The organism is Streptomyces sp. NPDC001270 (assembly GCF_042896695.1).
GTDB lineage: Bacteria > Actinomycetota > Actinomycetes > Streptomycetales > Streptomycetaceae > Streptomyces.
This window is the reverse complement of record NZ_JBIAXM010000008.1, coordinates 239,096-258,195: the sequence shown is the minus strand read 5'-3', so window position 1 is coordinate 258,195 and position 19,100 is coordinate 239,096. Positions and strand designations below refer to the sequence as shown.

The window sequence follows — 19,100 nt, the reverse complement described above, 5'->3', positions numbered from 1 at the left end:
GCCCGCCCCGGTGTCACTTCGCGTTCTTGGCGACGGCCCACGCGTGCTGGGCCGCCACGTCCGCCTTGACCTCGGCCAGCTGGACGGCGACCGCGGCCGGTGCCGTACCACCGCGGCCGTCGCGGGAGGCGAGGGCGCCGGGGACGTCGAGGACCGTGCGGACCTCGGGGGTGAGGTGGGCGGAGATCTTCGCGAACTGCTCGTCGGTCAGTTCGTCCAGCTCCTTGCCCTCGGCCTCGGCGGTCTTCACGCACTCGCCGGCCACCTCGTGCGCGACCCGGAAGGGCACGCCCTGCTTGACCAGCCACTCGGCGATGTCGGTGGCGAGCGAGAAACCGGCCGGGGCCAGCTCCTGCATGCGCTCGCGGTTGACCGTGAGGGTGGCCATCATGCCGGTGAAGGCGGGCAGCAGCACTTCGAGCTGGTCGCAGGAGTCGAAGACCGGCTCCTTGTCCTCCTGGAGGTCGCGGTTGTAGGCCAGCGGGAGCGCCTTGAGGGTGGCGAGGAGGCCGGTCAGGTTGCCGATCAGCCGGCCGGACTTGCCGCGGGCCAGCTCGGCGATGTCCGGGTTCTTCTTCTGCGGCATGATCGACGAGCCGGTGGAGAACGCGTCGTGCAGCGTCACGAAGGAGAACTCCTTCGTGTTCCAGATGATGACCTCCTCCGCGATCCGGGAGAGGTCGACCCCGATCATCGCGGTGATGAAGGCGAACTCGGCCACGAAGTCGCGGGAGGCCGTGCCGTCGATGGAGTTGCCCACGCTGCCGTGCTCGAAGCCCAGGTCCGCGGCCACCGCCTCCGGGTCGAGACCGAGCGAGGAGCCGGCCAGGGCCCCCGCGCCGTACGGCGACACGGCCGTCCGCTCGTCCCACTGGCGCAGCCGCTCGGCGTCCCGGGACAGGGCCTGGACGTGCGCGAGGACATGGTGGGCGAACAGCACCGGCTGGGCGTGCTGGAGGTGGGTGCGGCCGGGCATCGCCACGTCGGGGTGGGCCTCGGCCAGGCCGATCAGCGCGTCCTGGAGCCCGGCGATCAGGCCGCCGATGATCCGGGCGTGGTCCCGCAGGTACATCCGGAACAGCGTGGCGATCTGGTCGTTGCGCGAGCGGCCCGCGCGGAGCTTGCCGCCGAGGTCCGGGCCGAGCCGCTCCAGCAGGCCGCGTTCCAGGGCGGTGTGGACGTCCTCGTCGGCGACGGTGCCGACGAAGGAGCCGTCCGCCACGTCCGCCTCCAGCCGGTCGAGACCGGCGGTCATCCGGGTCAGCTCGTCCTCGGTGAGGAGCCCCGCCTTGTGCAGTACGCGCGCGTGGGCCCGCGAACCGGCGATGTCGTAGGGGGCCAGCCGCCAGTCGAAGTGGACGGACGCGGACAGCTTCGCCAGGGCCTCGGCGGGACCGTCCGCGAACCGGCCGCCCCAGAGCCGGACGTCACCGCTGTTGCTGCTCACTTGCGTTGCTCCTAGGAGAGACCTGTGGGAGAGGTGGATGTGCCGCCGCCTCCCCACTCGGACACAAGTGAGGAGGCGGGTGTCAGGCCGGTGCGGCTGAGGTGCCGTCAGGCGGTCACGCCAGGTCGCGCCTGGCCGCGATCTTCGACGACAGACTGTAGATGTCGATGAAGCCCCGGGCGGCGGACTGGTCGAACGAGTCGCCCGTGTCGTAGGTCGCCAGGTTGAAGTCGTACAGCGACTGGTCGGAGCGGCGGCCGGTGACCACCGCGCGGCCGCCGTGCAGGGTCATCCGGACATCGCCGGAGACGCACTGGTTGGCCTCGTCGATGAAGCCGTCCAGGGCGCGCTTGAGCGGGGAGAACCACTGGCCGTCGTAGACCAGCTCGCCCCAGCGCTGCTCGACCTGGCGCTTGTAGCGGGCCAGTTCGCGCTCGACGGTGACGTTCTCCAGTTCCTGGTGGGCGGTGATCAGGGCGATGGCGCCCGGAGCCTCGTACACCTCGCGGGACTTGATGCCCACGAGCCGGTCCTCGACCATGTCGATCCGGCCGATGCCCTGGGCGCCGGCGCGCTCGTTGAGCTGCTGGATGGCCTGGAGGACGGTGACGGGCTTGCCGTCGACGGCGACCGGGACGCCCTCCTTGAAGGTGACGATCACCTCGTCGGCCTCGCGGGGCTCGGCCGGGTTGGAGGTGTACTCGTAGATGTCCTCGATCGGGGCGTTCCAGATGTCCTCCAGGAAGCCCGTCTCGACGGCGCGTCCGAAGACGTTCTGGTCGATGGAGTACGGGGACTTCTTGGTGGTGGCGATCGGGAGCTGCTTCTGCTCGCAGAAGGCGATCGCCTTGTCGCGGGTCATCGCGTAGTCGCGGACCGGGGCGATGCACTTGAGGTCGGGGGCGAGGGCGACGATGCCGGCCTCGAAGCGGACCTGGTCGTTGCCCTTGCCGGTGCAGCCGTGGGCGACCGTGGTCGCGCCGTGCTTCTTGGCCGCGGCCACCAGGTGCTTGACGATCGTCGGCCGGGACAGCGCGGACACCAGCGGGTAGCGGTCCATGTACAGCGCGTTGGCCTTGATCGCCGGGAGGCAGTAGCCGTCGGCGAACTCGTCCTTGGCGTCCGCGACCTCGGCCTCGACGGCGCCGCACGCGAGGGCGCGCTTGCGGATGACGTCCAGGTCCTCGCCGCCCTGGCCGACGTCGACCGCAACGGCGATGACCTCGGCGCCCGTCTCCTCGGCGATCCAGCCGATGGCGACAGAGGTGTCCAGACCGCCTGAGTAGGCGAGTACGACGCGCTCGGTCACGGGTTTCTCCTCACAGTGCACTGGCTGACATGCATGAGTATGCAGCACTCTGCATGATTCGTCAATCCGGGTGGGGAGCGGTGGCGCGTCGCACGGCTCGGGGCACACCGGCGAGCGGATGCCGGGCACCGTGCTGCCGGCTCCGGGCCCCCGTGCGCCGGAACCGCGGCGGCCACACCATCCACTCCCGGCCGGATGGCGCGTATTTTTCTTCGACCTCCGAAGGGATTGGGGCAATACTCGGCAGACATGGGAAAGACTTATGAACGCATCGACGGCAGACTCCGCACGTTCATCGAGGAACAGCCCCTCTTCTTCACCGCCACCGCTCCCCTCTCCGGCGAGGGCACGGTGAACCTCTCCCCCAAGGGCCTCAAGGGCTCCTTCGTGGTGGTCGACGCGCACACCGTCGCCTACCTCGACTTCGCCGGGTCGAGTGCCGAGACGGTCGCCCACCTGCGGGAGAACGGCCGCATCACGCTGATGTGGTGCGCCTTCCAGGGCCCGCCGAACATCGTCCGGGTGCACGGGCGGGGCGAACCGGTCTTCCGCGACGACCCGCGGTTCAAGGAACTGCTCGGGCACTTCCCGGACATCGACCCGACCCCGCACGGCCTGCGCGCGATCATCGTCGTGCACGCCGAACTCGTCCGGGACAGCTGCGGCTACGCGGTCCCCCTCATGGCGTACGAGGCCGACCGGGATCTGCACGAGCGGCGCTTCGCGCGCGAGGACGACGCCTCACTGAGCGCCTACTTCACCAGGAAGGACCACGTGGCGAGCAGCCTGGACGGCCTGCCCGGGCTGCCGTTGCCACTGCCGCCGTCTACCGTCTGAGCCATGCGCCCAGGTGTCGTCGCCACCCTCGTCTCCGCGTCCCTCCTCGCGCTCGGTGCGGCGCCCGCCACCGCCGGGACGCGCCCGCTGCCGGCCCGCATGGCCGACACCGGGGGCGGCACCCAGCTCATCACCGCCGAGGCGCCGCGCACCGGCGCGACCACGGGCACCGTCACCTGGTGGGACCACCGGGGCGGGCGGCGGGGCGGCCGGTGGGTGCGGGCCGGGTCGGCGCCGGCCCGGTTCGGCGCCGGGGGACTCGTCGAGGGCACGGCCCGCAAGCAGGGCACGAACACCACCCCGACCGGGCTGTACGACCTGCCGTTCGCCTTCGGCGTGCGGCCGGCACCGGCCGGCACGTCCGTGCGGTACCGGCGGGTCCACGAGGATTCCTGGTGGTGCCAGGACACCGCGTCCCGCGCCTACAACCGCTGGACCGAGCCCCGGCCGGCCGACTGCCGCGCCGCCGAGTCGGAGCACCTGATGGCGTACGGCACGCAGTACGCGCACGCGCTCGTCGTCGGCTTCAACTACCGGCATCCCGTGCGCGGCCGGGGTGCCGGGATCTTCCTGCACGTCAACGGGGCGGGAGCGACCGCCGGCTGTGTGTCGGTGCCCGCCGACGCCATGCGCCGGATCCTCCGCTGGGCCCACCCGGCGGCCCGGCCGCACATGGCGATCGGCACGACGGGCGGGGCCACGGCGATCACCCGGTACTGACACCGGCCCGCGCGGTCCCCGACGGTCAACCGGCACCGGCGCCGGCCCGCGCGGCCGAGGGGACATGCCTCACCGCCGCTGGTCCGCCGGATCACGGGCCGGGCGGAGGACACCGGGCGGCGGTGCCGAATCGGGGACCTGGTCAGGAGCATCGGACGACGGTGCCGCGTCGCGGACCGGACCGGGGGCACCGGACGAGGACGCCGAGTCACGGACCGGACCGGGAGCCGCGTCGCGGACCGGACCAAAAACTCCGGACGATCCAGCCGCGTAGGCACCACCTCCCCCGGGCGCATCACGGACCGCACCGGAAACACCAGCCGGCCCTGCCACGGCGCCCCCCTGGCCCGCCGCAGGCAGCCGTACCGTGAACGTCGTGGCGCCCGGCCCGCTCTCCAGGTCCACGCTGCCGCCGTGCGCCTCGGTCACGGCCGCCACGATCGAGAGGCCGAGACCGGCGCCGCCGCCCGTGGCGTCCGTGCGGCGGCGGTGCTCGGCGCGGGTGAAACGTTCGAAGACACCGGGGCGGATCTCCTCGGGCACACCCGGCCCGGTGTCGTGGACGTGCAGCCGGACGGTCTCACCGTCGGTCCGCAGGGACACCGTCACCTTCGTGCCGACCGGTGTGTGCGACCGCGCGTTGGCCAGCAGGTTGGCCAGCGCCTGGTGCAGGCGGTGGGCGTCGCCGGTCACCGTCACCGGTTCCTCGGGCAGCTCCAGCGCCCAGCCGTGGCCGGGGCCCGCGGCCCGGGCGTCCGCGACGGCGTCCAGGACGAGGCGGGTGAGGTCGACGGGACGGCGCTCCAGGGGCCGTCCGGCGTCCAGCCGGGCGAGCAGCAGCATCTCGTCGACGATCTCGCCCATGCGCGCCGACTCGGCGGCGATCCGTTCCAGCGCCCGCGTCACTTCCGGCGGCACCGGTCCCGGATGCAGCAGGGCGAGTTCGGCGTGGCCGCGCACCGAGGCGACCGGGGTGCGCAGCTCGTGGCTGGCGTCGGCGGCGAAGCCGCGCAGCCGTTCCTCGCTCGCCTGCCGCTTGGTCAGCGCGTTCTCGACGTGGCCCAGCATGCGGTTGAAGGCGGTGGCGACCTGCCCCACCTCGCCGTGCGGGTCGGTCTGCGGGGCCCGCGCGGGCAGGGCGACCTCACCGCTGGCCAGCGGCAGCTCGCTGACCCGGGTGGCGGTAGCGGCGACCCGGGTCAGCGGCCGCAGCGACCAGCGCACCCACAGGGCGCCGGCCACGCCGGTGATCACCAGGGCACCGCCGAAGACGATCCCGGCGGCCAGTTCGAGCCGGTGCACGGCGGACTGCAACGGTTCCATCGGCAGCCCGGTGACCAGTACGTCGCCGTCCTGGCCCGAGCAGGCGGCGACCCGGTAGGCGGCGTGCAGGGAGCCGAGGTCGACGGTGCGGGCCCGGCTGTCCAGGGGCAGGGCCGCGAGCCGCGCCTGGTCCGCGCCGGACAGGACGACCGGGCGCAGGTTGGCGGTGGCGCTGCCGGAGGTCACGACGGCCGCGTTGGTGACGTGGCCGTCGACCAGGCGGGCGCCGAAGGTGCCGGTCGCCTGGCGCCGGGTGTCGCCGTACTCGTCGCCGTCGTGGTCGTCGCGCGCCAGGCCCTGATGCTCCAGGCTGGCCGGGAGCCGGCTCCCGACATCGGTCAGCTGCTGATCGAGGCGGCGGGTGAGAAAGCCGTCCAGTTCGACGACCGCGGCCACCCCCACGGCGGCGCAGCTCACGGCGAGCAGCACCACGAGTCCGGCGCTGAGCCGTGCCCGCAGGGTGCGCGGCCACGACAGCCGCCGCAGCCCGCGTGCCACGCCCCGCGCGATGGGCCTCACGGCAGCGCCGGCTTGATCAGATAGCCCGCACCGCGCACGGTGTGGATCATGGGCGCGCGGCCCGCGTCGATCTTCTTGCGCAGGTACGAGATGTACAGCTCGACCACATGGGCCTGACCGCCGAAGTCGTAGGACCACACCCGGTCGAGGATCTGCGCCTTGCTGAGCACCCGGCGCGGGTTGCGCATCAGGAAGCGGAGCAGTTCGAACTCGGTCGGGGACAGTTCGATCAGTTCACCGGCCCGGGTCACCTCGCGGGCCTCCTCGTCCATCACCAGGTCGCCCACGGTCAGGCGCGGGCCCTCCTCCTGCTGCCGGGCCATGCCCGCGCGGCGCAGCACTCCGCGCAGCCGGGCGACGACCTCCTCCAGGCTGAACGGCTTGGTGACGTAGTCGTCGCCGCCCGCGGTGATCCCGGCGATGCGGTCCTCCACGGCGTCCCGCGCGGTGAGGAAGAGCACACAGACGTCGGGCTTCACCTCGTGCAGCCCGCGCAGCACGGCGAAGCCGTCGGTGTCCGGGAGCAGCACGTCGAGGACGACCGCGTCCGGCCCGAGGTCGCGGGCCGCCGCGAGCGCCGAGGCGCCGTCGCCGGCCGCGCGGACCTGCCAGCCCTCGTAGCGCAGCGCGCCGGTGAGCACCTCTGCGAGATCGGGGTCGTCGTCGACGACGAGGACACGCAGGGGTGTGCCGTCGGGACGGGTCAGGGCGGGGCGGCCGGAGCGGGTGGTGTTCATCTCGCCCTCCAGCATCGCCGGTGCCGCGCGGCGGCGGAAACCGGTGAAGCTCTGAGTTTCCTCTGAGTCCACCGGTCGCGGCCCGGCTCTCAGCAGGCTCAGAGGTTCGGGCGGCATAGTGACGGCCCCGGCGGGAGAGCACGCTCGGCCCCGCGGACGAGAGGACGCAGCATGGCAGCGGTGCACGAGCGGCGGACGGCACGGCCGGCTCCGCCCGCTCACCGGCGCTCCCCCGCGGTCCGGGTCCTGGTGCCGCTGTGGGCCGGCGCGGCGGCCGTGCTCGCCCTGTGGTGGTCGGGCACGGGCTCGGTCATCGGCGCGGCGGGCTGGCTCACCGGAGGCGGGCGGATCGCCGGACTGCTGTGCGGTTACACCTGCGCGGTGCTGGTAGGGCTGATGGCGCGGGTGCCGTTCCTTGAGGTGCGGGTCGGCTCGGACCGGGTGGCGCGCTGGCACGCGATGGCGGGCCGGTACACGGTCTGTCTGCTGGTCGCGCACATCGTGCTGGTCCTGGCCGGGTACGCCGCGCAGGACCACGCCTCCCTGGTCAAGGAGGCGGTCGGCGTCGTCCTCGACTACCCGGACATGCTGAAGGCGACCACCGGCGGGGTGCTGCTGTGCGCGGTGGGTGTCGTCTCGGCCCGTGCCGTGCGCCGCCGCACCGGATACGAGTTCTGGTACTACACGCACCTGCTGACGTACGCCGCCGTCTTCCTCGCCTTCTTCCACCAGCTGACGCTGGGCGACGCGTTCATCGGCAGGCCGGCGGCGGCCGCCGCCTGGTACGTGCTCTACCTGGGGGTGGCCGCGCTGGTGGGGTGGTACCGGATCCTCACCCCGGTCCGGCTCAACCTGCGGCACCGGCTGCGGGTGGAGTCGGTGCACAAGGAGGCACCGGGTGTGTACTCCGTCGTCGTCCGCGGCCGGCGGCTGGACGAACTGGGCGCACGGCCCGGCCAGTTCCTGCGCTGGCGGTTCCTCGGCGCCGGTCTGGGCTGGACGTCGACGCCGTACTCCCTGTCGGCGCCGCCGCGCCCGGACCTGCTGCGGGTCACGGTCAAGGCGCTGGGCGGGCACAGCGGCGCGGTACGGCGGCTGCGTCCGGGCACCCGGGTGTGGGCGGAGGGTCCGTACGGCTCCCTGACCGCGGACCGGCGCACCGCGCACCGGTCGCTGCTGATCGCCGGCGGCGTCGGCATCACCCCGCTGCGGGCGCTGTTCGAGACGCTGCCCGGTGAGGTCACGCTGCTCTACCGGGCGCGCACGGCCGAGGACCTCGCCCTGGGCGGCGAGCTGGAGGCCATCGCACGGTGGCGCGGGGCGACGGTGCACTACGCGCTGAACGGGGCCGACGGCGCCCGCCCCGGACTGACCGCGGACGCGCTGCGCACCGCGTATCCGGGGCTCGCCGGGCACGACGTGTACCTGTGCGGTCCACAGGGCTTCGCCGAGGACGTGTACGCGCAACTGCGTGCCGCGGGGGTGCCGGACCGGCGTATCCATCACGAGTCGTTCGAGCTGTGAGAAGAGTGCGTGAGGGGAGTGCGTGAGAGGAGTGGGAGGACAGTGAGCGACACGAGGGCACCCGGAGTCATGGGGACCGTGCGCGCCCCAGGTGCGGTGAGGCCGCCGTGCACGGGCTGAGGAGGACCTGGCCGCTGCGCCGCGTGGTGCTGGCGAGCGTGGCGACCGTGTGCGGCACGGTGCTGCTGCTGGCCCTGAAGCCGCACTCGAACCACCCGGTGGCGGCCGGTGCCCCGGTGGCAGGCGCCCCGGCGCCCCCGGCGCCCGTGCCGTCGGGCGGCGCGAGCGGGTCGGCGACGGCTCCGGCCACCGGCGGCAGGACCGTCACCGGTGACACGGCGCAGACCCGCTACGGCCCGGTCCAGGTGCGTGTCGTCGTGCGGGGCGGCCGGCTCACCGACGTCACGGCCGTCGTGTACCCGCAGGAGAGCCCGCGCGACGCGCAGATCAGCGCCGACGCCCTGCCCCAGCTGCGGCAGGAGGCGCTGGCCGCGCAGAGCGCGCAGATCGACACCGTCTCGGGCGCGACCTACACCAGCGACGGCTACCGGCAGTCCCTCCAGTCGGCGCTGGACAGGGCCGATGGCTGACCCGGCGGAGGGACCGGCACAGGCTCCCGCCGCGGTACGGCACGCGGAGGAGGTCATGGGCACGGTCTTCTCCTTCGACGTCCGCGGCGGGCGGCCCGGTGCGGTACGGGCGGCCCTGGGCGAGGCGGTCGCCGGGCTGCATCAAGTCGACGCGGTGTTCAGCACGTACCGCGAGGACAGCCAGATCTCCCGGCTGGCCCGGGCCGAGCTGGCCGTGGCCGAGTGTGCTCCCGAGGTCGCCGAGGTGCTGGAACTGGCGGCCGAGGCGGAGCGGTTGAGCGCGGGGTGGTTCAGCCCGACGTACCGGGGACCGCTCGATCCGACCGGGATCGTCAAGGGCTGGGCCGCCGAACGGGCCGCGCGGCGGATCGCCGCGGCCGGTGTGCACGGGGTGAGCGTGAACGGCGGCGGGGACGTCCAGGTCTTCGGCACGCCCGCACCGCACCGGCCCTGGCGGGTCGGGGTGGCCGATCCACTGCGGCCGGGCGGACTTGCGGCGGTCGTGTCCGCCGCCGGGGCGGACCGGCTGGCGGTGGCGACCTCCGGGACGGCGGAGCGCGGGGCGCACATCACCGATCCGCGGACCGGAGAGCCCGCGGTGACCGACCTGGTGGCGGTGACCGTGGTGGCCCCCCGTCTGACCTGGGCGGACTGCTGGGCCACCGCGGCCTTCGCAATGGGCTCCCGGGCCGCTCTGCCGTGGCTCGCATCCCTCCCGCGGGTGGAGGCCCTGCTGATCACGGCCGACGGGGAGGCACACCGCACGGAGGGTCTGGCAGCACACCTCGACTGACAACGAGGATCGGCCAGGGCATCGCCCCGCCCGAAAACCTCAGTGCCCGTTCTGCGCCAACCGCAGCAAGTGCCCCGCGAGGGCCTGTCCCCCGGTCGGCTCCCGGCTGATCAGCAGCACCGTGTCGTCGCCCGCGATCGTCCCGAGGATGTCGTGCAGTTCGGCCTGGTCGATGGCGGACGCGAGGAACTGCGCGGCCCCCGGAGGGGTCCGCAGGACCACGAGGTTGGCCGATGCCTCAGCGGAGATCAGCAGCTCCTGGGACAGGCGCCGCATCCGCTCCTCCTTCGCCGACCCCCCGAGCGGCGCGCGGGGCGTGCGGAACCCGCCCTCGCTCGGCACCGCGTAGATCAGGTCGCCGTCGGTGTTGCGGATCTTCACCGCGTTCAGCTCGTCCAGGTCCCGGGAGAGCGTCGCCTGGGTGACGCTCAGCCCGTCGTCGGACAGGAGCTTCGCCAACTGGCTCTGCGACCGCACCGGCTGCCGGTTGAGGATGTCCACGATCCGGCGGTGGCGTGCGGTGCGGGTCTGTGGCACGGCGGGCCCGGCGGCCTGCTCGGTGTCCCGCCCCTGGTCCTGCCCGTGGTCCTGCTCCTGACTCATCGTCGTCTCATTCTCCGGATCGTCCGTCCCCGCCCACTGCGTCGAGGATGCCGGGAAGCACCCGGAGGAACGCCTGCACCTCCTCGTCACCGACGATCAGCGGCGGCATCAGCCGCACAATGTCGGGGACGGGCGCGTTCACCAGGAGACCGGCCTCCTGAGCCGCCTGCTGGACCTGGGGCGCGAGCGGCTCGGTGAGCACGATACCCAGGAGCAGTCCGGCCCCCCGGACGTGGGCGATCAACGGGTGGCCGAGCGCCTCGATCCCGTCCCGCAACCGCTCGCTCTGCCGCTTGACGTTCTCCAGCAACCCGTCGTTCGCGATGGTGTCGAGGACGGCGAGCCCGGCGGCGCAGGCCACCGGGTTGCCGCCGAAGGTCGTGCCGTGCTGGCCGGGCCCGAGCAGGTCGGCGGCGCGGCCGAAGGCGACGGTGGCGCCCAGCGGCAGCCCGCCGCCGAGTCCCTTGGCGAGGGTGACGACGTCCGGCAGCACGCCTTCGTGGGCCTGGTACTCGAACCAGTTCCCGGTGCGGCCGACACCGGTCTGCACCTCGTCCAGGACCAGCAGCGCGCCGGTGGCCGCGGTGATCGCGCGGGCGGCCTTCAGATACCCGGCGGGCGGGACCACGACGCCGTTCTCGCCCTGGATCGGTTCGATGACGACGAGGGCGGTCTCCTCGGTGACCGCGGCGGCCAGTGCCTGCGCATCGCCGTAGGGCACATGGGTGACGTCGCCGGGCAGCGGCCGGAACGGGTCCTGCTTGCCGGGCTGGCCGGTGAGGGCGAGGGCGCCCATCGTCCGGCCGTGGAAGCCGCCGTCGGTGGCGACCATATGGGTCCGTCCGGTGCGCCGGCCGATCTTGAACGCGCCTTCGTTGGCCTCGGCGCCGGAGTTGCAGAAGTACACCTTGCCGTCGCGGCCGAAGAGGTGCAGGAGCCGTTCGGCGAGGGCGACGGGCGGCTCGGCGATGAACAGGTTGGAGACATGGCCGAGGGAGGCGATCTGCCGGCTCACCGCCTCGACGACGGCCGGGTGGGCGTGGCCGAGCGCGTTGACCGCGATGCCGCCGACGAAGTCCAGGTACTCCTTGCCGTCGGCGTCCCACAGCTTGGCGCCGGCGCCGCGCACCAACGGCAGCCGCGGCGTGCCGTAGTTGTTCATGAGCGCGCCCTGCCACCGCGCGGTCAGTTCCTGGTTGCCCGTCATGAGGCGTCCCCCTCCTGCTCGTCGGGCACGACCATGGTGCCGATGCCCTCGTCGGTGAAGATCTCCAGCAGGATCGCGTGCTGGACCCGGCCGTCGATGACACGGGCGGTGCGCACACCGCCTCGTACGGCGTGCAGACAGCCCTCCATCTTCGGCACCATGCCGGCGGAGAGTTCCGGCAGCAGCTTCTCCAGTTGGGAAGCGGTGAGGCGGCTGATCACCTCGTCGGAGTTCGGCCAGTCCTCGTACAGTCCCTCGACGTCCGTGAGGACCATGAGGGTTTCGGCGCCCAGTGCCGCGGCGAGCGCCGCGGCCACCGTGTCGGCGTTGACGTTGTAGACGTGCCCGTCGTCCTGGCTGCGGGCGATGGAGGAGACCACCGGGATCCGGCCGTCAGCGAGCAGGGCCTCGATCGCGCCCGTGTCGATCGCGGTGATCTCGCCCACCCGTCCGATGTCGATGCGTTCGCCGTCGATCTCCGGCCAGTGCTTGGTGGCGGTGATGGTGTGCGCGTCCTCGCCGGTGAGTCCCACGGCGAGCGGCCCGTGCTGGTTGAGCAGCCCCACCAGTTCGCGCTGCACCTGCCCGGCGAGCACCATGCGGACGACGTCCATGGCCTCCTCGGTGGTGACCCTCAGGCCCGCCTTGAACTCGCTGGCGATGCCGTGCTGGTCGAGCGCCGCGCTGATCTGCGGGCCGCCGCCGTGCACCACGACCGGCCGGAGGCCGGCGTGCCGCAGGAAGACCACGTCCTGGGCGAACGCGGCCTTCAGCTCCTCGTTCACCATGGCGTGCCCGCCGAACTTGACGACGATGGTCTTTCCATGGTGCCGGGTCAGCCAGGGCAGTGCCTCGACGAGGATCCGTGCCTTGGGCAGCGCACTGTGTTTGCGGTTGCTTCCGGTGCTCATGAGCTGTAGGCGCTGTTCTCGTGGACGTAGTCGGCGGTCAGGTCGTTGGTCCAGATGGTGGCGGTCTCGGTGCCGGCCGACAGGTCGGCGACGATGTGCACCTCGCGGTAGCGCATGTCGACCAGGTCGCGGTCCTCGCCGACGCCGCCGTTCTTGCACACCCATACGCCGTTGATGGCGACGTTCAGCCGGTCGGGCTCGAAGGCGGCGGCCGTCGTGCCGATGGCGGACAGGACGCGGCCCCAGTTGGGGTCCTCGCCGTGGAGGGCGCACTTCAGGAGGTTGTTGCGGGCGATGGAACGGCCCACCTCGACGGCGTCGTCCTCGGTCGCGGCACCCACCACCTCGACCTTGATGTCCTTGCTCGCGCCCTCGGCGTCCCGGATGAGCTGCCGGCCGAGGTCGTCGCAGACCTGCCGTACGGCCTCGGCGAACTCCGCGTACCCGGGGGTGACGCCGGAAGCGCCGGAGGCGAGCAGCAGCACGGTGTCGTTGGTGGACATGCAGCCGTCGGAGTCGACCCGGTCGAAGGTGACCCGGGTGGCGGCGCGCAGCGCGCGGTCCAGGGTCTCGGCGTCGGCGTCGGCGTCGGTGGTGAGGACGACCAGCATGGTGGCGAGGCCGGGGGCGAGCATGCCGGCGCCCTTGGCCATGCCGCCGACGGTCCACCCTCCCTGGGTGACGACGGCCGTCTTGTGCACGGTGTCGGTGGTCTTGATGGCGATGGCGGCCTTCTCGCCGCCGTGCTCGGACAGCTGGGCGGCGGCGGCCTCGACGCCCGGCAGGACCTTGTCCATGGGCAGGAGTTCGCCGATCAGCCCGGTGGAGCAGACCGCCACCTCGACGGCGCCCCGGCCGAGGACCTCGGCCGTCTTCTCGGCGGTGGCGTGCGTGTCCTGGAAGCCCTGGGGACCGGTGCAGGCGTTGGCGCCACCGGAATTGAGGACGACGGCCGACACCTGGCCGCTCCTGAGGACCTGCTCGGACCAGAGCACCGGTGCGGCCTTCACGCGGTTGGAGGTGAAGACGCCCGCGGCAGAGCGGCGGGGCCCGTCGTTGACCACGAGGGCCAGGTCCGGGTTGCCGTTCTCCTTGATCCCGGCGGCGACACCCGCCGCCGTGAATCCTTTGGCTGCCGTGACACTCACGGTGCGACTCCGATCGTGGAAAGCCCCGTGGTCTCGTCGAGCCCCAGGGCGATGTTCATGCTCTGGACGGCACCGCCCGCGGTGCCCTTGGTCAGATTGTCGATGGCGCTGATCGCGATGATGCGTCCCACGGCGGCGTCGTACGCGACCTGTACCTGAACGGCGTTGGAACCGTGGACGGACGCGGTGGCCGGCCACTGTCCCGCGGGCAGCAGGTGGACGAAGGGCTCGTCGGCGAATGCCTTCTCGTAGACGGAGCGCACCGACTCGGCGGTGACCCCTTCGTGCGCCTTCGCGCTGCACGTGGCGAGGATGCCGCGGGGCATCGGCGCGAGGGTCGGCGTGAAGGAGACGGCGACCCGCTCGCCCGCCGCGGCGCTGAGGTTCTGGATCATCTCGGGCGTGTGCCGGTGGCCGCCCCCGACGCCGTACGGCGACATGGACCCCATGACCTCGCTGCCCAGCAGGTGCGGCTTGGGGGTCCGGCCCGCGCCGGAGGTGCCGGAGGCGGCGACGATCACGGCCTCGGGCTCGGCGAGGCCCGCCGTGTACGCGGGGAAGAGGGCGAGGGAGACGGCGGTCGGGTAGCAGCCGGGCACCGCGATCCGCTTGGACCCGGTGAGCGCGGCGCGGGCACCCGGCAGTTCGGGCAGTCCGTAGGGCCAGGTGCCGGCGTGTTCGGAGCCGTAGAACCGTTCCCAGTCGGCGGGGTCGTGCAGCCGGAAGTCGGCGCCCATGTCGACGACGAGGACGTCGGGTCCCAGTTGCTCGGCGACGGCGGCGGACTGGCCGTGGGGCAGGGCCAGGAACACCACGTCGTGTCCGGCCAGGGCCGCCGGGGTGGTCGCCGTCAGCACCCGGTCGGCCAGCGGCAGCAGGTGCGGCTGGAGCGCGCCGAGCCGCTGGCCCGCGCTGGTGTTGGCGGTCAGGGCACCGATCTCGACCTCGGGGTGCGCCAGGAGCAGCCGCAGGACCTCTCCGCCCGCATACCCGCTCGCTCCGGCCACCGCCGCACGTACCGTCATGTCACCCTCCTCTGGATGGCATGACTATACGTTTCGTTGCACGTTTATGCAATCCTATGCAGGGGCGTCGCCCTCGGACGCCCGCGGCATCATGACCCAGCGGGAGACCACGAAGGTCACCGGAATCGCCGCCATGGAGGCGAGCAGGGGCGCGAACCGGCTGCCCGCGTGCAGCACGTCGACGATCACGTACACACCTACCGTGGTGATCACGAAATTCGTGGCATTGGTCAGCGGGAACAGCAGGAATTTCCGCCAGGTCGGCCGCGTCCGATAGGTGAAGCGGGCATTGAGGAAAAAGGACCCGACCATGCTGAGCAGGAATGCCAGCACATGGGCGAAGAGGTAGGGCAGACGCATGAGGAACAGCAAATAGAGGCCGTAGTACGTGCCCGTGTTCACGACGCCGACGGCGGCGAAGGTGATGATCTGCCGCGGCAGCGGCCGGGCGGCGGTGCCGGTTCCGGGCCGGGGCGCCGGACGGGGCGTGCGGCGGGTCGTCGCGGTACGCATCAGGGGATGAGGTCTTTCGTCCGTTCCACGTTGGTCGCCTTCACCAGGAAGTGCGGGCGCCGCTTGACCTCGTAGTAGATCCGGCCGATGTACTCACCGATGACCCCGAGCATGATCATCTGTACTCCGGCGAGGGCGGTCACGGCGGTGATCGTGGTGACGTAGCCGGGTGCGGTCACGCCGTTGACGAGCGCGGAGCCCACGATCCACGCCGTGTATACACCCGCCAGCAGCACCAGGCCAAGCCCGAGGTAGAGAGCGGCCCGCAGCGGACGGTTGTTGAAGGACAGCAGGCCGTCGAGACCGTAGTTGAGCAGGCTGCGCAGCGTCCAGGAGCTGCGGCCGTGCTCGCGCAGCGCGTTCTCGTACTCGAAGGTGGTGCTGGGGAAGCCCACCCAGGCGAACAGGCCCTTGGAGAAGCGGTTGTACTCGGTGAGGTCCAGCACCGCGTCCACCACACGCCGGGACATCAGCCGGAAGTCGCCGACGCCGTCGACGAGTTCCACGTCGACGAGCCGGTTGATCAGCCGGTAGTACAGGCGGGCGGTGAAGGTGCGGGTGAACCGGTCACCGGCTCGGGTCCGCCTGGCTATGACCTGGTCGTAGCCCTGGCCGCGCAGCTCCACCATGCGCTTGATCAGCTCCGGCGGGTGCTGGAGGTCGGCGTCCATGACGATCACGCAGTCCCCGGTGGCGTGCCGCAGACCGGCGAGCAGCGCCGACTCCTTGCCGAAGTTGCGGCTGAAGGAGACGTAGCGCACCCGGGCGTCCAGGTCGGCCAGTTCCTTCAGGACGGTGAGCGTGCGGTCGCGGCTGCCGTCGTCGACGTACACGAACTCCATGTCGTGGCCGAGCGGCAGCAGTTCCTCCGCGATCTTCTGGACCGCCTCGTGGAAGCGTCCGAGGACGTCCTCCTCGTTGTAGCAGGGCGCGACGATCGAGATGAGCATGGGTTCTTTCCCCCTGGTGCGGGTCACAGAGCGTGGGTGAGGGGCTCGGACGGTCGGACGGTGGCCGGCTGCGGTGCGGTGGCGCGCCGGCGGCGGACGGCGCCGAAGACGCCGAGGACGATCAGGCCCAGCAGCGCGGCGCCGCCCACCGCCGAGCCCAGCCGCAGTCCCGGCGGGTGGAACGTGCAGGTGAGACTGGTCGCGGAGCCGTCCAGGGGCACCGCGATCAGCCCGTAGTACTCGCCCGCCGGCCGCTGCTCGGCGTCGCCCGCCGCACACCGCCAGCCGGCGATCCGGGGCGCCGCGACGACGGCCGTCCCCTTGCTGCCCGCGGGGAGTTCGGCGTGGACGGTGCCGTCGTCGAGGGTCACCCCGGTGGCGGCGGTGGCCCGCAGCCCGTCGACCGCGGCGCGCAGGGCGGCGGTGTCCAGGCAGCCGACCGCGCCGTCCGGTATCCGGCTGGGCCGGTCCGGGGACAGCTCGATCTGCACCCGCCCGGAGGCCGGGACCCGGCCGAGCGGCTGCATGGCGGCGATCTTGGCGCCCTGGGCGTCGGACCGGTACAGGGAGTCCGGGCCGCCGGTCAGCCGCGCCATGCCCGAGAAGTGCGGCGCCCACAGGAACACCTGGTCGCCGGGCGCGCAGCGGGCGGTGATCGCGGGCGGCGGCACGTCGGAACCGCGGGCGGGGGCGGCGACGAGCAGCCCCGGCTGCGCGCCTCCGTGCTGCGGCGGCTTGCCGGTGCCGGTGCGCACCGTCTGGCGGGGCAGGGTGTAGACACGGCTGCCGAGCAGGCGTTCCTGGTTGCGGTACGGCGACGGCCCGAAGGCGGAGACATCGGCGCGCGCGGAGGTGCCGACAGGACGCACCGTCACCAGGGGCGGCACCTCCTGGCGGGAGACGGTCACCGGGCCGCCGCCCTTCGGCAGCCAGTGCTGGTGCGGGTCCGGCGGGTTGTGCACCCGCGCCCCGACGGAGAACACCGCGTCCGTGACCGGGTTGTCCAGGCTCTGCACGCTGCGGGCGTGCGAGGTCCAGCCGTCGCCGAGGGCGGTGAGCATGCGGCTGAGGACGTCGGAGGTGAGGCTGCTGTAGTACTGGGCGCCCTCGCCGCCCACCATCAGCGCGTCGTTGCCGACGGTCTGGTAGCGGCCCGGCTCGGTGCGGTAGCGGGGCCAGGCGTCGACGCTCGCGACGGCGTCGGCCTCCCGCTGCTGCCGCTGACCCCAGGGCGTGTAGTCGTCCAGGTGGTTCAGGCGCAGCCTGGTGGCCACGGCGGAGGTGGCGGCGGTCTCGCCGAGCTGCCCGCCGACGAGCAGGACGACGGCGCAGCCGGCCAGCACGGTGCGGCGGCGGGCGGCGGCCGCGCCCCGGTCCGCCAGGACCAGCAGGGCGAGTCCGCCCAGCGCGCCCACCACGGCGAGCAGCAGCACCGCCCAGGTGTAGGAGTGCACCAGTGCGCTGCCGCTCGCGATGGCGCAGATCAGGGCGAGCAGCGCGCTCGCCGCGCCCAGCGCGCGCCAGTCCGGCAGCCCGTGGGAGAGCGCCTGCCAGGCGGCCAGCACCAGCAGGGCGCACACGACGAACGCCTCCCGGTACGCGCTGCCCTGGGGGGTGGCGAAGGCGTGCCAGACCAGTTGCGTGGGGGCCCATTGCAGCGACAGGGTCACCGCGACCACCAGCACCGTCCACCCGGCGCGCACCCGGCGGGGCACCCCGCGGTGGAACGGCAGGGCGAGGGCGAGCAGCAGCGCGACGGCACTCACGTACAGGGCGGGGCTGCCGAAGCTGTACGTCGTCGGCAGCAGCCGGGCCAGCAGGTCCCGCAGCGCCACCGGGACGAACTGTCCCTCCTGGCCGGGGTAGGCGTGCTTGGTGCCGAAGTAGACGACCGCCACCAGCGGTGCGGCCAGGCCCACGCCGAGCGCGACCGTGCGGACCGCCCGGCCGGCCGCGGCGAGGGCCTGGCGGCGGTCGAGTCCGGCGAGCAGCAGCCGGAGCAGCAGCACCAGTCCCGCGGCGAGGGTGGCCATGTAGGCGGTGTAGAAGTTGGCGATCCAGGCGAGCGCGACGATCACCACGCCGAGCAGCGGGCGTCTGCGCTCCAGCGCCCACTCGCCGACCAGGCACAGCAGGGGCAGCGCGATCAGGCCGTCGAGCCACATCGTGTTGTAGTTGGCGACGGCGACGGCCCAGCCGCACAGGGCGTAGGAGGCGCCCAGCAGGCCCGCCGTCCACCAGCGGCCGCGGCGCAGCGCGAGCAGCAGGCAGGTCATGGCGGCGGCCGCGGCGGCCGTCTTCAGCACGGTGACGACGTACACCGCGAGATCGATCCGGTCCCGCGGGAACAGGCCGACGAGCAGGGCGAACGGGCTGCCGAGGTAGGTGCCGAGGTCGGGCAGGAAACTCGCGCCGAAGCCCGACTGCCAGTTGATGAGGAGCCCGCCCTGGGCCCGGCCGTGCAGCAGGTCCCAGAGGTGGGCGTGGAAGGGCACGTACTGGTTGCCCAGGTCGTTGACATTGCGCGTACGGGGGCCGAACGGATAGCTGCGGGCGATGGTGTCGGCCGCGCAGAGCGCGGTGACGGTGATGGCCGCGGCTAGCAGGGCTGCGGTGCGCCCGGTGACACGGCTGTCACCGGGCGGGGTCGGGCGGTGCATTCTCGGGAGGCCCCCAGGGCAATGACGGGACGCACGCAGCGTCTCGGCCGGGGGCAGAAGTCCCCCGTATCTCGCTGATTCGCCGACTTAGACGGTCCCGGATTCCGGATGGTTGTGTCACTCCCGAAAAGTTATGCACAGAATTCTGAAAGCCCGCGCTCAGGGAAATCATTAGCGACTTTCGATAAAACTATGGTTTTCGTAATGGTGTAGGGCAGGTGAATAAGGGCGTCGAGGTGCGTCGGGTCCGAGACGGGTCCGCGGGGATGGAGCCCCTCGATGGG

Annotated in this window: 17 protein-coding genes; 5 read left to right on the top strand and 12 right to left on the bottom strand. The window is 72.6% G+C overall.

Going from position 1 to position 19,100, the window contains the following annotated elements; translation table 11 throughout:
• Nucleotides 1-13: 13 nt before the first annotated feature.
• Nucleotides 14-1,447 (bottom strand): argininosuccinate lyase, encoded by a 1,434-nt coding sequence (argH, locus tag ACFY2B_RS16245; protein WP_390763768.1) that lies wholly within the window; start codon nucleotides 1,445-1,447, stop codon nucleotides 14-16.
• A gap of 115 nt (nucleotides 1,448-1,562) precedes the next feature.
• Nucleotides 1,563-2,756, bottom strand: coding sequence for an argininosuccinate synthase (locus ACFY2B_RS16240; RefSeq protein WP_390763767.1), 1,194 nt, complete (start codon nucleotides 2,754-2,756; stop codon nucleotides 1,563-1,565).
• A gap of 249 nt (nucleotides 2,757-3,005) precedes the next feature.
• Between ACFY2B_RS16240 and ACFY2B_RS16235 the strand changes: the two genes are divergently transcribed.
• Together ACFY2B_RS16235 and ACFY2B_RS16230 are read left to right on the top strand one after the other, a co-directional pair.
• Nucleotides 3,006-3,593, top strand: coding sequence for a pyridoxamine 5'-phosphate oxidase family protein (locus tag ACFY2B_RS16235; RefSeq protein WP_390763766.1), 588 nt, complete (start codon nucleotides 3,006-3,008; stop codon nucleotides 3,591-3,593).
• A 3-nt stretch (nucleotides 3,594-3,596) separates the two neighbouring features.
• Nucleotides 3,597-4,313 (top strand): L,D-transpeptidase, encoded by a 717-nt coding sequence (locus tag ACFY2B_RS16230; RefSeq protein ID WP_390763765.1) that lies wholly within the window; start codon nucleotides 3,597-3,599, stop codon nucleotides 4,311-4,313.
• 69 nt (nucleotides 4,314-4,382) lie between these two features.
• Here the strand turns inward: ACFY2B_RS16230 and ACFY2B_RS16225 are convergent, their stop codons facing one another.
• Nucleotides 4,383-6,134 carry a sensor histidine kinase gene (locus ACFY2B_RS16225; RefSeq protein ID WP_390763764.1) on the bottom strand — a complete coding sequence of 584 codons (1,752 nt, stop codon included), beginning with the start codon at nucleotides 6,132-6,134 and terminating at the stop codon, nucleotides 4,383-4,385.
• 17 nt (nucleotides 6,135-6,151) lie between these two features.
• Complete coding sequence (locus ACFY2B_RS16220; RefSeq protein WP_376525168.1) at nucleotides 6,152-6,892, bottom strand: response regulator transcription factor; 741 nt, start codon at nucleotides 6,890-6,892, stop codon at nucleotides 6,152-6,154.
• A 171-nt stretch (nucleotides 6,893-7,063) separates the two neighbouring features.
• Here ACFY2B_RS16220 and ACFY2B_RS16215 point away from each other — a divergent pair, with 171 nt between their 5' ends.
• The 3 genes from ACFY2B_RS16215 (at nucleotide 7,064) to ACFY2B_RS16205 (ending at nucleotide 9,799) form a co-directional block, all read left to right on the top strand.
• Nucleotides 7,064-8,416, top strand: coding sequence for a ferric reductase-like transmembrane domain-containing protein (locus tag ACFY2B_RS16215; RefSeq protein ID WP_390763763.1), 1,353 nt, complete (start codon nucleotides 7,064-7,066; stop codon nucleotides 8,414-8,416).
• 107 nt (nucleotides 8,417-8,523) lie between these two features.
• Complete coding sequence (locus ACFY2B_RS16210; protein WP_390763762.1) at nucleotides 8,524-9,006, top strand: FMN-binding protein; 483 nt, start codon at nucleotides 8,524-8,526, stop codon at nucleotides 9,004-9,006.
• Nucleotides 8,999-9,799, top strand: a complete 801-nt coding sequence (locus ACFY2B_RS16205; protein WP_390763761.1) for an FAD:protein FMN transferase — start codon at nucleotides 8,999-9,001, stop codon at nucleotides 9,797-9,799. The genes ACFY2B_RS16210 and ACFY2B_RS16205 overlap by 8 nt, the downstream gene beginning before the upstream one ends.
• A 39-nt stretch (nucleotides 9,800-9,838) precedes the next feature.
• On the opposite strand, the gene ACFY2B_RS16200 is transcribed toward ACFY2B_RS16205, so the two are convergent.
• The 8 genes from ACFY2B_RS16200 to ACFY2B_RS16165 are packed head-to-tail and all read right to left on the bottom strand — an operon-like array spanning nucleotide 9,839 to nucleotide 18,816.
• The gene (locus tag ACFY2B_RS16200; RefSeq protein ID WP_390763760.1) at nucleotides 9,839-10,402 is read right to left on the bottom strand and encodes an arginine repressor; all 564 of its coding nucleotides are present in this window, start codon (nucleotides 10,400-10,402) and stop codon (nucleotides 9,839-9,841) included.
• Nucleotides 10,403-10,409: 7 nt separating this feature from the next.
• Nucleotides 10,410-11,609, bottom strand: coding sequence for an acetylornithine transaminase (locus tag ACFY2B_RS16195; protein ID WP_390763759.1), 1,200 nt, complete (start codon nucleotides 11,607-11,609; stop codon nucleotides 10,410-10,412).
• Nucleotides 11,606-12,520, bottom strand: coding sequence for an acetylglutamate kinase (gene argB / locus ACFY2B_RS16190; RefSeq protein WP_390763758.1), 915 nt, complete (start codon nucleotides 12,518-12,520; stop codon nucleotides 11,606-11,608). Before argB ends, ACFY2B_RS16195 begins: the two co-directional genes overlap by 4 nt.
• Nucleotides 12,517-13,668 carry a bifunctional glutamate N-acetyltransferase/amino-acid acetyltransferase ArgJ gene (gene argJ, locus ACFY2B_RS16185; RefSeq protein ID WP_390763757.1) on the bottom strand — a complete coding sequence of 384 codons (1,152 nt, stop codon included), beginning with the start codon at nucleotides 13,666-13,668 and terminating at the stop codon, nucleotides 12,517-12,519. The genes argB and argJ overlap by 4 nt, the downstream gene beginning before the upstream one ends.
• A complete protein-coding gene (gene argC / locus ACFY2B_RS16180; protein ID WP_390763756.1) occupies nucleotides 13,665-14,693 on the bottom strand; it encodes an N-acetyl-gamma-glutamyl-phosphate reductase in 1,029 nt (342 codons plus the stop codon). Before argC ends, argJ begins: the two co-directional genes overlap by 4 nt.
• 54 nt (nucleotides 14,694-14,747) lie before the next feature.
• The gene (locus tag ACFY2B_RS16175; RefSeq protein ID WP_390763755.1) at nucleotides 14,748-15,206 is read right to left on the bottom strand and encodes a GtrA family protein; all 459 of its coding nucleotides are present in this window, start codon (nucleotides 15,204-15,206) and stop codon (nucleotides 14,748-14,750) included.
• Complete coding sequence (locus tag ACFY2B_RS16170; RefSeq protein WP_390763754.1) at nucleotides 15,206-16,156, bottom strand: glycosyltransferase family 2 protein; 951 nt, start codon at nucleotides 16,154-16,156, stop codon at nucleotides 15,206-15,208. The genes ACFY2B_RS16175 and ACFY2B_RS16170 overlap by 1 nt, the downstream gene beginning before the upstream one ends.
• Nucleotides 16,157-16,179: 23 nt before the next feature.
• Entirely contained in the window at nucleotides 16,180-18,816 is a 2,637-nt protein-coding gene (locus ACFY2B_RS16165) for a YfhO family protein (protein WP_390763753.1), read from the bottom strand.
• Nucleotides 18,817-19,100: the final 284 nt, after the last annotated feature.